This is a genomic window from Comamonas humi (genome assembly GCF_054782535.1).
Window position 1 is genome coordinate 130,045 of sequence record NZ_BAAGSH010000002.1, and the last position, 13,575, is coordinate 143,619.

A 13,575-nucleotide genomic window follows, 5' to 3' on the forward strand; every position below is an offset into this window, starting at 1 on the left:
TGGTTCGCTGCTGGCGTTGATTGATTGCCCTGGGTGCCGTTGGTACCGTGCTTGCAGGGCGGCTCCCCGGCCGCCCTGACCCGACAACAACACCCCCACAGGAGAGACGGCATGACCCACGCATCGCATCGTTCCACCGCACGGCCCACCCGCGCCCGCAGGACCATGGCCGCCCGGCGAAAATCCGCGGCCACCCTGGCGATGACCTCGATCGGCGCAGCGGCCCTGCTGGTGGCCTGCGGCGGCAGCGGTGGCGACAGCAGCGGCATCGCCTCGGCGGGCGGCATCAGCCGCATCGAGATTACCAGCAGGACCGCCGCCTTCAATGGGGCAAGCTTCGGCAGTGTCGGCGCCTACGAGTACCTGAAGGGCAAGGCCTATGGCACGCTGGACCCTGCCAACCCCGCCCATGCCAGGATGGCGCTGATCGACAAGGCCCAGAAGAATGCCCGGGGCCTGCTCGAATACAGCGTGGACATCAACATCCTGCGGCCCGTGGATTCCGCGAAAGGCAACGGCAAGCTGTTCTATGACGTGGTCAACCGCGGCAACCCCACGGTCTTCGGCATCCTCAACAAGGGTAGCGCCACCAACCCGGGCAACGGCTTCCTGATGCGCCAGGGCTACAGCATCGTCTGGTCGGGCTGGCAGCCCGAGGCCAACTCCGTCACGGCGGGCAACAAGGTGAGCTTCCCCATCGCGCGCAACGGCGACCAGCCCATCGTGCAGCGCTCCATGGAGGTGCTGATTGCAGACACGCCCCAGACCGGCGCCGGCGCCACCCATATCGTGGAGGGCAACATCCTCACGGCCAGCGTTGCCTACGAACCCTCCGACCCCGACATCGCCAAGGCCCGCGTCAGCCTGACGGTGCGCCAGAACTATGATGACGCGCGCGTCACGCTGAATCCTGCGGCCGTCAGCTTCCTGGGCAACCGCCAGATCCGGCTGGACATGGGCGAAGCCGTGGCCCAGGGCTTCGACCCCGGCGCGATCTACGAGCTGGTCTACGACGCCAAAGACCCCTACGTGGGTGGCATGGGCTTTGCCTCGGTGCGCGACCTGGTCTCCTTCCTGCGCTACCAGACCAGGGACTCGGCCGGCAACGAGAACCCCGCTCGACCGGGCGGCATGGAAATCAAGGCAGCCTTCGGCTGGGGCCTGTCGCAAAGCGGCCGCTTCCTGCGCGACTTTCTCTACCAGGGCTTCCATGTCGACCTGAACGGCAAGATGGTGTTCGAGGGCATCCACCCCACGGTCGCCGGTTCGCGCATGACCGAGCACAACATGGCCTTCGCACAGACCTCGCGCTGGATGCGCCAGCACGAGGAGCGCAACTACCCGGGCGCCGAATTCCCTTTTACCTACCCCAGCATGCGCGACACCCTGAGCGGCAAGTCCGACGGCGTGCTCGCGCTGTGCGAGAAGGCGGGCAACTGCCCCAAGGTCATGCACCAGGACTCGGCCCACGAGATCTGGCATGGCCGCTCGTCGCTGGTGGTGACTGACACGGAGGGCAAGCACGTGGACATGGCCGGCAACGTGCGCGTCTACATGATCTCAGGCCAGCAGCACGGCCCCGGCAATGGCACGGCCAACCCGCTGGCCAACTGCAAGTACCCGTCCGACCCGGTGGACGGCTCGCCCATCCTGCGCGCCATCGTCGTGGCGATGGACGACTGGGTCACCAAGGGCATCGCGCCGCCGCCTTCGATGTTCCCCAACCAGAAGGACGGCACGCTGCAGACCATAGAGCAGGCCAAGGCGGCCTGGCCCACCATTCCCGGCGAGCCCTTCAACGAGCGCTACTCTCTGGCGCAGCTTGGCGACTACAGCACCACCCCGCCGACCTACGGCGCCAGCTATCCGGTCTATGTCGCCAAGTTCGATGCCAACGGCACCGGCATAGGCGGCATCATTCCGGCCGACCTGATGGCGCCGCTGGGCACCTACATGGGGCGCAACTTCCGCAAGGCAGGCCATGCCGAAAATGAACTGTGCGCCGGCAGTGGCGGCTTCATCGCGCTGCCCAAGACCCTGGCCGAGCGCACGGCCTCGGGCGACTCGCGCCCATCGCTGGAGGAGCTGTACCCCGGCGGCGCCACCGACTTCTACGCCAAGCGCCGCGCCCAGGTGCAGGCGCTGATCGCGCGCAAGTTGGTACTGCCCGAGGAGTTGGACTCGTACACCAACCAGGTCGCCTTTCCGCAATAGGCCACCACAGGATCCGCTACCAAAATAGAAGCTTCTCGCGCTTGCTGATCAATCAATTGCAATACAAAGCATGTTGAATTGCATATCTACCAAGCGCCAGCAGCTCACTTTTTCTTCACAGGCCGCTGCCAGTCGGCAATGCTCAGCTGCTTGCCGCGCGCCACACTCAGCGCGCCCGGGGCCGTGCTCTTGGTGATGGTGGAGCCGCCGCCCACGGTGCCGCCGGCGCCGATGGTCACGGGCGCCACCAGCACGCAGTTGCTGCCGATGTGCACGTCGGCCTCGATCACCGTGCGGTGCTTGTTGGCGCCGTCGTAGTTGGCGGTGATGCTGCCGGCGCCGTAGTTCACGCGCTCGCCCACCGTGGCGTCGCCCAGGTAGGCCAGGTGGTTGGCCTTGGCGCCGTCGGCGAGCTGCGAGTTCTTGACCTCGACGAAGTTGCCGATGTGCACCTCGCGCCCCAGCTGCGCGCCGGGCCGCAGCCGCGCGAACGGGCCGACCAGCGCGCCTGCGCCCACCTGGGCGCCGGCCTTCTCGCCGTCGATGTGGGTGAAGGGGTGGATCACCGCGCCGTCGGCGATCTGCACGTTGCTGATGTGGCAGTTGGCGCCGATCTTCACATCGGCGCCCAGCGCCACGCGGCCGGTGAAGATGCAGTTCACGTCGATCTCCACGTCCTGCCCGCACGAGAGCTCGGCCTTGGCGCCGCGCGCGTCGTCGCGCACGTCGAAGCGCGCCGGGTCGGCCAGGCGCACGCCCTGCTCCATCAGCGCCCGGGCCTGGCGCAGCTGGTGCGCGCGCTCCAGCTCGGCCAGCTGCAGCGGGCTGTTCACGCCCGCCACCTGCAGCAGGTCGGCAATGCGGTGGCCCACCACCGGCACGCCGTCGGCCACGGCCATGGCGACGATGTCGGTCAGGTAGTACTCGCGCTGGGCGTTGTCGTCCTTGAGCCGCGCCAGCCAACCGCGCAGGTGGCGCGCCGGCACGGCCATGATGCCGCTGTAGACCTCGGTGATGGCCCGCTCGGCCGCGCTGGCGTCCTTCTGCTCGACGATGCGCTGCACGGCATCGCCGTTGCGCACGATGCGGCCGTAGCCGGTCGGGTCGGGCATGGTGACGGTGAGCAGCGCCAGTTGGCTACCCTGTGCAGCGTCGACCAGCGCCTGCAAAGTCGCAGCCTGGGTCAGCGGCACGTCGCCCGACAGCACCACGACCATGCCGTCGTCGGCCAGCACCGGCATGGCCTGCTGCACGGCGTGGCCGGTGCCCAGCTGCGGCTCCTGGCGCACGAACTTCAGGTCAAATCCGGCTCCAGCGCCCGCCAGTCCAGCGACAGCCGCTTCTACTTCAGGAGCACCATGGCCGGTGACGACCACGGCCGAGCGCGCCTGCAGCCGTGCGGCGGTATCGAGCACATGCCCCAACAGCGGCCGGCCCGCGAGCTTCTGCAGGACCTTGGGGGTGCGGCTTTTCATGCGCGTGCCCTTGCCGGCGGCCATGATGACGATATCGAGCAATGCAGTCATAGGAAGAGGTTCAATCGGCAGACAATGGCGCATTATCTCGCGCTGCAGCAAACGCAAAAAAGGCCTGCCGGACTCCGGCAGGCCCTTCACTCGCAAAGAAAAAGGTCACACGTTGTAAAGCATGCTGCCGTCGGCCCGGCCCCACTGGAAGCGGCTGAACCAGCGGCCGGACTGGCGCTGCAGGTTGTCCTGCGCCCAGGTGTCCCGGGGGAAGTGGTAGACCAGCGGCTCGGCGCTGCCGCTGTCGATCACCACCGACTGGCCGGCCTTGAGCACCATGGTCTGGCCGGGGAACAGGATCTGGTCGCCGGACTGCATCGCGCTGCCGTGGGCCTCGCCGACGCCCAGCGTCACCCAGGCACGGCCCTGCGACACGCGCAGCACCATGTCGCGCACGGGCACGAAGCCCAGCGCCTGGCCGGCGCGCAGCGTGCGCATGTCGGAGGAGGCGGCCTGCGGGCGGCCGGAAGCGGCGATGGAGGTGTGGGTGGCGGTGGACATGGTGATTACCTAGTAGAAACCCTGTACGTATGATCTTAGGTATTGGCCACCGCGTCCAATGAAAAGAAGCCCGCCGATTCATGCAGCCAGCGCATTAATGGAAAACCCTAGGTTGGAGCCCCATCGAAAATCCCGATAACTAACGACAATCAGCATCCTCCATGCATGAGCCCCACCTGCCCCCGTCGCTGCTGCGCTCCCGCCCCATCGCCGTCGGGCACCTGCGGGCCTTCCTGGCGGTGGCGCGCTACCTGAACTTCCGCGCCGCGGCCGACGAACTGGCGCTGACGCAGTCGGCCGTGAGCCGGCAGATCCAGGCGCTGGAGGACGAGGTCGGCGTGCCGCTGTTCCTGCGCCACACCCGCGCGGTGGAGCTGACCAGCGCCGGCGCGCAGCTGCAGCGCACGGTGGCGCCGGCGCTCGAGCGCATCGACTCCTCGGTGCGCCTGATCCGCCAGACCGCCGGCCGCAAGAGCGTGGCCATCACCACCTGGGCGAGCTTCGCGTCGATGTGGCTGATCCCGCGGCTCGAAGCCTTCCAGCGCGACAACCCCGAGATCGACATCCGCATCGACGCCACCGACAACGTGCTCGACCTGGAAACCGCCGACGTGGACGTGGCGCTGCGCTATAGCCTGCCGCAGGCGGCGTCGCGCGGCGCGCAGCGCCTGTTCGGCGAGCAGCTCGCCGTGGTCGCCAGCCCGTGGCTGCTCAAGAGCTCGCCGGCCATCGCCCAGCCGGCCGACGTGGCGCGCTTCACGCTGATCGAGGCCGGCGACGCCCACCGGCTGCAGCACCTGGACTGGCTGACCTGGGAGCGCTGGCTCGAGCTGCACGGCAGCGCGCGCCTGCAGCCCAAGCGCTGGCTGTTTTTGAACTACGCGCACCAGATCGCGCAGGCCGCCCTCACCGGCCAGGGCCTGGCGCTGGCGCGCATGCCGCTGGTGGCCGACTCGCTGGCCAGCGGCGACCTGGTCGAGGTGCTGCCCGGCCACCGCATGGACTCGCCGCTGGCCTACTGGCTGCTGGTGGGCCCGCGCAGCCAGCAGCGCCCCGAGGTGCAGGCCTTCTGCGCCTGGCTGGAACTGCAGGCCGCCGCCACGCGCGCGGCCATAGGCGACACCACGGCCGCCTGATGCCGCCTGATACCTGGCGCGACTCAGCCGCGGCCGATTGCGTATTGGACGCCGCCACAGGGCCGGCCTACATTGCGGGGCAGACCACCGACAAGGAGACGACATGCCCCACCGCCGATCCTGGCTGCGCCTGGCGCTGGCCGCTGGCCTGGCCTGCAGCGCGGCCGCCATGGCGCCGCTGGCGCGGGCCGAGGACTTCCCGAGCAAGCCCATCAAGTTCATCGTGCCCTTCGGCCCCGGCAGCGGCACCGACACCTCGGCGCGCTACTACGCCAGGAAGCTGCAGGAGCTGGCCGGCCAGCCGGTGGTGGTCGAGAACCGCCCCGGCGGCAATGGCTTCATCGCCGTCAAGCAGGCGCTGGCGGCGCCGGCCGACGGCTACACCGTGTTCATCGGCAGCAATTCCACGCTGGCCGTCAATGCCGCGCTGTTCAAGGCCCTGCCCTACGACCCGGTCGCCGACTTCGCGCCGCTGACGATGATGATGCGCGCGCCCGCCGTCGTCGTGGCGCCGGGCAACTCGCCCTACCGCGACCTGAAGGACCTGGTGGCCGACGCCACGGCCCGCCCCGGCAAGGTGAACTTCGGCGCCGGCTCGGCCGGCTACCAGCTGATGGGCGAGTTGCTCAACGACGTGGGCCGGGTGCAGACCACGCACGTGCCCTTCAAGGGCGCGGGCGAGGTGGCCACGGCCGTGGCCGGCGGCACGGTGGACTATGCGTTTGCCGAAGCCACCTCGGTGCAGGAGCTGATCAAGTCCGGCCGGCTGCGCGGCCTGGCCGTGGCCTCGGACCGGCGCATCGCCACGCTGCCCCAGGTGCCCACGGCGCGCGAGGCCGGCCTGCCCGGCATCGAGTCCTACGCCTGGGTTGGCGCCATGGTCTCGGCCAAGACGCCGCCGGCGGTCACCGCCCGGCTGGCCGCGCTGTTCACGCAGATTGCGCAGTTGCCCGAGACCCAGGATTTCTACAGCCACCTCGGCGCCTCGGCCATGGCCGGCGGGCCGGCGCAGATGCGCGAGTTTCAGAGTGCCGAGATCGCGCTGTGGCAGCGCATCGCGCGGCAGGCCAAGGTCGAGCTGCAATAGGCGCCGCTAGGCGGCACCGCTGCTCGGCGGCCCCTTGAGCTCGACGACATTGCCCTCGGGGTCGGTCACGTAGATGGACGGCCCCGAGCCCTCGGCGCCGTAGCGCTGCTCGACCGGGCCGGCGGCATAGCCGTGGCGGGCGAGTTGCTCGTGGATGGCCGCCACATCGAACGGCGCGACGCGCAGGCAGAAATGGTCGAGGTTGCGCCCCTCCGCGCCCGGCGGCGCGCCACCGGCACTGCCCAGCTTGCCGTCGACCGGCACCAGGTCGATCAGCGCATTGCCGGCACGCAGCTGCACCAGGCCGATGGTCTCTTGCCTGCGCTCCACGCTGCAGCCCAGCGCCTCGCAGTAGAAGTGCAGCATGCGCTCCAGGCTCACCACGCGCAGCACGAGGTGGTCGATAGTCAGCAGGCGGAAGGCGGGCTCGCTCATTGCACGGCCTCCGGCACCCGCGTGGCCAGCGGCGGCGGCTCGTAGCCGGCCTGGAAGTGGCAGCCGTTCTTGCCGTCCTGGTCGAAGCGCGCGCGGGTCTGCGCGCAGCGCTCGGCCACGGCGGCCGGCGTGGGCTGGGTGCCGTGGTCGATCCAGTCGAGCAGCGCGGCCATCGCGGCGGGGTATTCAGCGTCGCTCAGATAGCTGTGCTCGCGCTCGTCGCTGAAGGTCTGCACCAGGTGGCCGTCGGTGCCCGCGGCGCGGCGGATGGCGCGGTAGCTGTGCTCCAGCTCGACGAAGGCCGTCGGGTCGTGGATGGCGTGCAGCGTGAGCGTGGGCAGCCGCGTGCGGCCGGTGGGGCGGCTGTCGGCCGACAGCATGCCCTGCGCCTGCGGGTCGGCCGCGTAGCGCGCCACGCCGGCATTGAGCGCCGCCTGCTGCGCCGCGTCCACGCCGCCGTAGACCACGCCCTGGTTGCCCCAGGGATTGCGCCCGCCCAGGCGCTGCTGCACCAGGTCGCGGAACAGAAAGGTGCCCCAGGCCAGGTGCGCCACCAGGCTGCGCTCCTCGATCCGCACCGCGGCGAGGATGCTGCGCAGGCGCTGCTGCTGTGCGGCCGAGCGCTGGGCCACCGGCAGGCCCACGCCGGTGCATTCCTTGACGCGCTCGGCCAGCTCGGCACGCGTCAGGTGCGCGCCGGCGGGCAGGCCCATCCACAGCGGGTACTGGGGCTCGTCGGACTTGGGATGGTTGCCGCACACGTACTGGTAGACGGCGCGCAGGTCGAGCCGGAAGCGGTACGCGTCCACGCCGCCGCCGAGCACGCCGTTGGTGAGCAGCAGGCCATCGTAGGGGCTGGGTGCCGGCGGCGTGCCGGGCTCGGCGGCGGGCGCATAGCGCTCGGCCGCGATCGAGGCCACGCCGCCGCCATAGCTCTGCCCGTGCAGCACGGTGCGGCGCGGCTGGCCGAACTTCTGCACGAAGAGCTGGCGCAGCCGCTCGGTGTCTTCCGCCGCCATGGTCACGCCATAGCCACCGCGCCGGTAGGTGGAGCCCGCCCAGGCGTAGCCGGCACGCACCATGATGGACCAGCGGTCCAGGTCGGCCCGCGTCCGCGCCGATCCGGGCTTGCCCAGCTCGGGGCCGCCGTGCGTGTGCATCACCAGCACGCCGTCGGCAGGCTTCCAGCCCGCCGGCAGGGCCATCCAGTAGAAGGCGCCGGCCTCGTCCTGGCCGCTGTAGCAGCGGGCATCGCCGGGCAGCGAGCGCGGACATTCGGCCGGCTGCGGCGCGGCGGCGGCAGCGCCGGCCGCGAGCCACAGCGCGGCAGCGGCGCCGGCCCAGGCGCGCCAGGAACGTCGGGAAGCAAGGGGTAGGGAGGAGAAGTGCATGCACATATTTGGCATCATTTCGGCTTCTGGCGCAATCAGGACAAGCGCCAACAGCTATCGTTTTGTTAGCAAAATACGGTCAACCCGCGCAGTGCCGGGCGAGACAGGCCGCGCCGGCGCGCCTACGGGTTGGCCCTAGAATCGATGGCACGCAACGCCCTTTCCGCTACTACCGCCTCCGTGGCCCCCACCCCAGCACCTTCTCCGCGCGCTCCGGCGCCCCGCTCCCGCTCCGGCCAGGCGCTGAAGGGCATCGCGTTCACGGTCCTGGCCTGCGCCTGCTTCTCGCTGCTCGATACCGGCTCCAAGTACGCGGGCGCGCTGCTGCCGCTGCTGATGGCGCTGTGGCTGCGCTACGCGCTGCAGACGGCGCTGACCGTGGGCTACGGCGTAGCCCGCCACGGGCTGGACATCTTCCGCACCGAGCGCCCCGGCTTCCAGTGCTTGCGCGCGGCGCTCTTCTGCCTGAGCAATGTGCTGGCCATGCTGAGCCTGCGCTACCTGCCGCTGGCCGAGTTCACCGCCATCCTGGCGCTCACGCCGCTGGCGCTGACGCTGGTGGCCGCGCTGTGGCTGCGCCAGCAGGTGAGCGCGCTGCGCTGGGTGCTGGTGGCGCTGGGCTTTGCCGGCACCATGGTCATCATCCGCCCGGGCGGCGCGGGCTTCAGCGGCGGCGCCCTGCTCTGGCCGCTGCTGCAGCTGACGGCCAACACCGCCTACCAGGTGCTCAGCAGCCGCATGGCCGGCAAGGAGCGGCCGCTGACCACGCAGATCTACACCAGCCTCCTGGCCCTGGGCCTGACCTGCGCCGCCCTGCCCTGGACCTGGCAACTGCCCGACACCGCCGCGCTGTGGCTGGCCGCGCTGGCCATGGGCGTGGGCAGCTCGGTCGGCCACCTGCTGCTGCTCAAGGCCTACGAGAAGGCCCAGCCCGCGACCATCACGCCCTTTCTGTACAGCCAGATTCCCTGCGCGCTGTTCGCGGGCTGGCTGGTCTATGGCCACATCCCGGACCAGTGGGCGGTGATGGGCATGGTGGTGATCGCGCTGTGCGGCGCGGCCAGCGCCTGGCTGAGCATGCGCGAATCGCGCTGAGCTTGCGCTGCGTCAACCCGCGTCGGCGAGGCCGTGCCGATACTGCGGCGCACTACACAAGCAACCCGCAAGCAGCATGGCCCTTCTCCATTGGGTGCCCGAACTGGACACCGGCATCGCCGAAATCGACACCCAGCACCGGCGCATCGTCGACTACATCAACCAGCTGCATGGGCTGTGCCAGTCGCCCGACCGGCAAGGGCTGGCCGAGGTCATCGCCGAGACGGTAGACTACACGCTGTCGCACTTTGCCTTCGAGGAGGCGCTGATCGAAAGCGCCGGCTACCTCTTTGCCGGCCCGCACAAGAAGGTGCACGAGCTGTTCACCCGCAAGGTGGCCGAGATGCACAGCCGATTCGATGCCGGCGAGGACGTGGCGCAGGAGCTGCACGGCATGCTGTCGCGCTGGCTGTTCAACCACATCCGCAACGAGGACCACGGCTACATTGACGCCGTCAAGGCCTACACCCGCCTGGCCGCCGGCCAGCAGGCGGCGGAGCGCGAGGCGCTCAAGGCCGAGCTACTGCGCGAGCTGGCCGCGCAGCAGCGCAGCAAGGGCTGGCTGGCGCGGCTGGTGGGGCGCTAGGGCTTATGCCTTGGCCCGCATGCGGCCCTGCTGCATGCTCAGCAGCAGCTGGTCGAAACCGATGACCGCCGCCATGCCCGCCGCCACCATCACGGTGAGCACCGGCAGGTCCATGGAGCTGATCACCAGCGGCCCCTTGGGAATGGCGAAGCGGTCGGCGGGGCCGGTGGTGCAGATGAAGTCCGCCGCGGCCATGCCGGTGTAGTGCATGGAGCAGACGGCCGCGCCCATCACGGCGGCGGCCACGCCGCGCACGGGCAGCGAGCGCGAGCGGAAGGCCAGCCACAGCGCCGCCGTGGCCGCCGCAATGGCCAGCAGCACCGACAGCGCCACCGTCGACCAGGTCCAGACGATGTAGCCCGGAAAGCGCATGCCGTACATGCCCAGGTAGTGCATGAACACCACGCCCAGCCCCAGCAGCACGCCGGCGCCGACCACGCGGCCGGTGCTGGCGGGGTTGAGCGCCACGAAACCCAGCGCCGCCGAGGTGGCACCGATCGCGGCGACCAGCGACACCAGGGTTTCGACCAGCGCATAGCCCGAGCCCATGCCCAGGTTGAGCGCCAGCATGCCCGTGAAGTGCATGGACCACACGCCGATGCCGCCCAGCGCCACGCCGGCCAGCAGCAGGTTGAGCAGGTTGAGGCCGCGCGGTCCGCGGATGCGCTGGGCCGCCGTCAGCGCCGCAAAGGCGCCGAGCACCGAGATCGCATACGACACGGCCACCAGGCTGGGTTGGTAGGAGGTTTGGGCAAGCTCGCCCGCAGAAAGTAGGTCACTCACGGTGGATAGGAGAAAAAGAGGGAAGAAGCGCGCGGATCGGCAGGAGGAGCGGCGCGGGCGAGAAATCATTTATTACTATAAATATCAATTTCTCAATAGTTTTTAACATGAAAGTCTATTCCATCTGAAACACGAATTCATTGTTGACACTTGTGCCGCAACGGTGTGGGCAGATATGGGGCCGCCATAATCCCGGCATGGAACTGCGACAACTGCGCTATTTCGTGCGCATCGTCGAGCTGGGCTCGATGAGCCGCGCGGCGCTCGACCTGGACCTGGTGCAGTCCGCGCTGAGCCAGCAGATCAGCCGCCTCGAGGGCGAGCTGAGCACGCGGCTGCTGCAGCGCACGCCGCGCGGCGTCGTGCCCACCGAGGCCGGGCTGGCCTTCTTCCACGAGGCCCAGCTCACGCTGCGCCACGCCGACCAGGCGGTGCATGCGGCCCAGCAGGCGCGGCTGTCGGGCGCCGTGAGCATCGGGCTGTCGCCGACCATTGCCTCGGTGCTGGGCCTGCCGCTGATGCGCGCGCTGCGCGAGCGCTACCCGGACGTGCGCCTGCACATGGTGTCGGCGCTGTCGGGCCACCTGACCGGCCTGCTCAACGCGCGCCAGCTCGACCTGGCCATCCTCTTCGACACGCAGCCGGCACGCCGCTGGAGCGTGCAGCCGCTGCTGGAGGAGCGGCTGTTCCTGATCCAGTCGCGCCGCCAGCCGGTGGCGCCTGCCGTGGCGCACGCCACGCCGGTGCGCCTGGCGCAGCTGCACGCGGTGCCGCTGATCCTGCCCTCGGGCAGCCATGGGCTGCGCAGCTCGCTGACGGCCTCGTTCAGCAGCGCGGGCGTGCAGCCGCCGATGGCGATGGAGATCGACTCGCTGCCGCTGCTGATGGAGGCGGTGGACGCGGGCCTCGGCGCCACGGTGCAGCCCTGGGCGGCCGTGGCGCTGTATAAGGACGCGGCCGAGCGCTTCCAGTGGTCCGAGATCGCCGACGCGCAGGTGCGGCGCAGCGCCGCGCTGTGCAGCCTGTCGGACGACGAACTCTCGCCCGCCGCGCTGGCCGCGCGCGTGGTGCTGCTGGACTGCGCCCGGCGGCTGGTGCAGTCCGGCGCCTGGGTGGGGGCGCGGCTGGTGGAGTAAATGCTCTTCTATTGATAGCTTTCAGCGCTCATTGGAAGCCCGTTTTCATATTCATTGGCATTGAATTCGTTTATTCATAAGCGCCAGCAGCTATCAATTTAGCAAGCTCTCGCACACCTCATCACGGATCGTGATACCCCCATGCCTGCCAGCCGCTGCACAGCGGCCGCGGCGCTCCCTACAGTTCAACGCCAATCCCCCACGTTGAACCGCCGCGGCCCCGATGCCGCCGGCAGCCCCTCATGACAACAGAAACCTACGACACCGATGTGCTGGTCATCGGTGGCGGCAATGCCGCGCTGTGCGCCGCGCTAATGGCGCGCGAAGCCGGCAGCCGCGTGCTGCTGCTGGAGTCCGCGCCCCGCGAATGGCGCGGCGGCAATTCCGGCCACACCCGCAATCTGCGCTGCATGCACGACGCGCCCCAGGACGTGCTGGTCGAGGCCTACCCCGAGGAGGAGTTCTGGCAGGACCTGCTCAAGGTCACGGGCGGCATCACCAACGAACACCTGGCCCGCCTGGTGATACGCGCCTCGTCCACCTGCCGCGGCTGGATGCGCCGCCACGGCGTGCATTTCCAGCCGCCACTCTCGGGCGCGCTGCACGTGGCGCGCACCAATGCCTTCTTCATGGGCGGCGGCAAGGCCCTGGTCAACGCCTACTACCGCAGCGCCCAGGCTCTGGGCGTGCAGGTGCGCTACGACGCGCCCGTTCAGCGCCTGGAGATCGAGGACGGCCGCTTCCAGGCCGCCTGGGCGGGCGGGCAGCGCATCACCGCCAGAAGCTGCGTGCTGGCCGCGGGCGGCTTCGAGTCCAACCGCGAATGGCTGCGCGAGGCCTGGGGCCGCAACGAGCGCGGCGAATGGCCTGCGGACAACTTCCTGATCCGCGGCACGGCCTTCAACCAGGGCGTCTTGCTCAAGCACATGCTGCAGGAGCAGCAGGCCGACGGCATCGGCGATCCGACCCAGGCGCACATGGTGGCCATCGACGCCCGCGCGCCGCTGTACGACGGCGGCATCTGCACGCGCATCGACTGCGTGTCGCTGGGCGTGGTGGTCAACCGCGAGGCCGAGCGCTTCTACGACGAGGGCGAGGACTTCTGGCCCAAGCGCTACGCCATCTGGGGCCGCCTGGTGGCCCAGCAGCCGGGCCAGACCGCGTACTCGATCATCGACGCCAAGGCCATAGGCCGCTTCATGCCCCCAGTGTTCCCCGGCGTGAAGGCCGACTCGCTGCCCGAGCTGGCGCAGAAGCTGGGGCTGGACGTGGACCGCTTCATGCACACGCTCGATGCCTACAACAGCGCCTGCCAGCCCGGCCACTTCGACCACACGGCGCTGGACGACTGCCGTACCGAGGGCGTGGCGCCCGCCAAGACGCACTGGGCCCGCCCCATCGATACCGCGCCGTTCTATGGCTACGCGCTGCGCCCCGGCGTGACCTTCACCTACCTGGGCCTGGAGACCGACGACACGGCCGCCGTGCGCTTTGGCGGCCGGCCCAGCGCCAACCTGTTCGTGGCCGGCGAGATGATGGCCGGCAACGTGCTGGGCAAGGGCTATACGGCCGGCGTGGGCATGTCGATCGGCACGGCCTTCGGCCGCATCGCCGGACGCAACGCGGCCCTGGCCGCCACCGGCAAGCCCGCCGCGCGCGGCGCCGTCAACGACGAGGTCTGATAC

The 13,575-nt window shown here is 69.7% G+C and carries 12 protein-coding genes; 7 read left to right on the top strand and 5 right to left on the bottom strand.

Translation table 11 applies throughout. From position 1 onward, the window contains the following. Positions 1-111: 111 nt before the first annotated feature. Positions 112-2,214, top strand: a complete 2,103-nt coding sequence (locus ACYVKR_RS01010; RefSeq protein WP_460478844.1) for an alpha/beta hydrolase domain-containing protein — start codon at positions 112-114, stop codon at positions 2,212-2,214. Between the two features lie 104 nt (positions 2,215-2,318). Here the strand turns inward: ACYVKR_RS01010 and glmU are convergent, their stop codons facing one another. Both glmU and ACYVKR_RS01020 read right to left on the bottom strand, forming a co-directional pair. Continuing rightward, complete coding sequence (gene glmU, locus ACYVKR_RS01015) at positions 2,319-3,740, bottom strand: bifunctional UDP-N-acetylglucosamine diphosphorylase/glucosamine-1-phosphate N-acetyltransferase GlmU (protein WP_460478845.1); 1,422 nt, start codon at positions 3,738-3,740, stop codon at positions 2,319-2,321. Between the two features lie 105 nt (positions 3,741-3,845). Next, a complete protein-coding gene (locus tag ACYVKR_RS01020) occupies positions 3,846-4,241 on the bottom strand; it encodes a DUF2917 domain-containing protein (RefSeq protein ID WP_460478846.1) in 396 nt (131 codons plus the stop codon). A gap of 161 nt (positions 4,242-4,402) precedes the next feature. Between ACYVKR_RS01020 and ACYVKR_RS01025 the strand changes: the two genes are divergently transcribed. Further along, on the top strand, positions 4,403-5,377 hold the full coding sequence (locus tag ACYVKR_RS01025) for a LysR family transcriptional regulator (protein ID WP_460478847.1): 975 nt from the start codon (positions 4,403-4,405) through the stop codon (positions 5,375-5,377). Positions 5,378-5,480: 103 nt separating this feature from the next. After that, positions 5,481-6,464 carry a Bug family tripartite tricarboxylate transporter substrate binding protein gene (locus tag ACYVKR_RS01030; protein ID WP_460478848.1) on the top strand — a complete coding sequence of 328 codons (984 nt, stop codon included), beginning with the start codon at positions 5,481-5,483 and terminating at the stop codon, positions 6,462-6,464. Positions 6,465-6,470: 6 nt separating this feature from the next. Here the strand turns inward: ACYVKR_RS01030 and ACYVKR_RS01035 are convergent, their stop codons facing one another. Together ACYVKR_RS01035 and ACYVKR_RS01040 are read right to left on the bottom strand one after the other, a co-directional pair. Further along, positions 6,471-6,899 (bottom strand): VOC family protein, encoded by a 429-nt coding sequence (locus tag ACYVKR_RS01035; protein WP_460478849.1) that lies wholly within the window; start codon positions 6,897-6,899, stop codon positions 6,471-6,473. Continuing rightward, a complete protein-coding gene (locus ACYVKR_RS01040; protein ID WP_460478850.1) occupies positions 6,896-8,290 on the bottom strand; it encodes an alpha/beta hydrolase family protein in 1,395 nt (464 codons plus the stop codon). The genes ACYVKR_RS01035 and ACYVKR_RS01040 overlap by 4 nt, the downstream gene beginning before the upstream one ends. A gap of 144 nt (positions 8,291-8,434) precedes the next feature. Between ACYVKR_RS01040 and ACYVKR_RS01045 the strand changes: the two genes are divergently transcribed. After that, positions 8,435-9,385: a DMT family transporter gene (locus ACYVKR_RS01045; protein ID WP_460478851.1), complete on the top strand. Its 951-nt coding sequence runs from the start codon at positions 8,435-8,437 to the stop codon at positions 9,383-9,385. A gap of 76 nt (positions 9,386-9,461) precedes the next feature. After that, the gene (locus ACYVKR_RS01050; protein WP_460478852.1) at positions 9,462-9,971 is read left to right on the top strand and encodes a bacteriohemerythrin; all 510 of its coding nucleotides are present in this window, start codon (positions 9,462-9,464) and stop codon (positions 9,969-9,971) included. Positions 9,972-9,974: 3 nt separating this feature from the next. Here ACYVKR_RS01050 and ACYVKR_RS01055 read toward each other — a convergent pair whose 3' ends face one another. Then, positions 9,975-10,754: an MHYT domain-containing protein gene (locus ACYVKR_RS01055; RefSeq protein WP_460478853.1), complete on the bottom strand. Its 780-nt coding sequence runs from the start codon at positions 10,752-10,754 to the stop codon at positions 9,975-9,977. Positions 10,755-10,951: 197 nt separating this feature from the next. Between ACYVKR_RS01055 and ACYVKR_RS01060 the strand changes: the two genes are divergently transcribed. Together ACYVKR_RS01060 and tcuA are read left to right on the top strand one after the other, a co-directional pair. Beyond that, the gene (locus ACYVKR_RS01060) at positions 10,952-11,890 is read left to right on the top strand and encodes a LysR substrate-binding domain-containing protein (protein WP_460478854.1); all 939 of its coding nucleotides are present in this window, start codon (positions 10,952-10,954) and stop codon (positions 11,888-11,890) included. A gap of 242 nt (positions 11,891-12,132) precedes the next feature. Then, entirely contained in the window at positions 12,133-13,572 is a 1,440-nt protein-coding gene (gene tcuA, locus ACYVKR_RS01065; RefSeq protein ID WP_460478855.1) for an FAD-binding dehydrogenase, read from the top strand. Positions 13,573-13,575 lie beyond the last annotated feature (3 nt).

Excerpts from the sequence above, each read along its gene's own strand:
- ACYVKR_RS01010 (WP_460478844.1), top strand. The coding sequence starts at position 112 with ATGACCCACGCATCGCATCGTTCCACCGCACGGCCCACCCGCGCCCGC.
- glmU (WP_460478845.1), bottom strand. The coding sequence starts at position 3,740 with ATGACTGCATTGCTCGATATCGTCATCATGGCCGCCGGCAAGGGCACG.
- ACYVKR_RS01020 (WP_460478846.1), bottom strand. The coding sequence starts at position 4,241 with ATGTCCACCGCCACCCACACCTCCATCGCCGCTTCCGGCCGCCCGCAG.
- ACYVKR_RS01025 (WP_460478847.1), top strand. The coding sequence starts at position 4,403 with ATGCATGAGCCCCACCTGCCCCCGTCGCTGCTGCGCTCCCGCCCCATC.
- ACYVKR_RS01030 (WP_460478848.1), top strand. The coding sequence starts at position 5,481 with ATGCCCCACCGCCGATCCTGGCTGCGCCTGGCGCTGGCCGCTGGCCTG.
- ACYVKR_RS01035 (WP_460478849.1), bottom strand. The coding sequence starts at position 6,899 with ATGAGCGAGCCCGCCTTCCGCCTGCTGACTATCGACCACCTCGTGCTG.
- ACYVKR_RS01040 (WP_460478850.1), bottom strand. The coding sequence starts at position 8,290 with ATGCACTTCTCCTCCCTACCCCTTGCTTCCCGACGTTCCTGGCGCGCC.
- ACYVKR_RS01045 (WP_460478851.1), top strand. The coding sequence starts at position 8,435 with ATGGCACGCAACGCCCTTTCCGCTACTACCGCCTCCGTGGCCCCCACC.
- ACYVKR_RS01050 (WP_460478852.1), top strand. The coding sequence starts at position 9,462 with ATGGCCCTTCTCCATTGGGTGCCCGAACTGGACACCGGCATCGCCGAA.
- ACYVKR_RS01060 (WP_460478854.1), top strand. The coding sequence starts at position 10,952 with ATGGAACTGCGACAACTGCGCTATTTCGTGCGCATCGTCGAGCTGGGC.
- tcuA (WP_460478855.1), top strand. The coding sequence starts at position 12,133 with ATGACAACAGAAACCTACGACACCGATGTGCTGGTCATCGGTGGCGGC.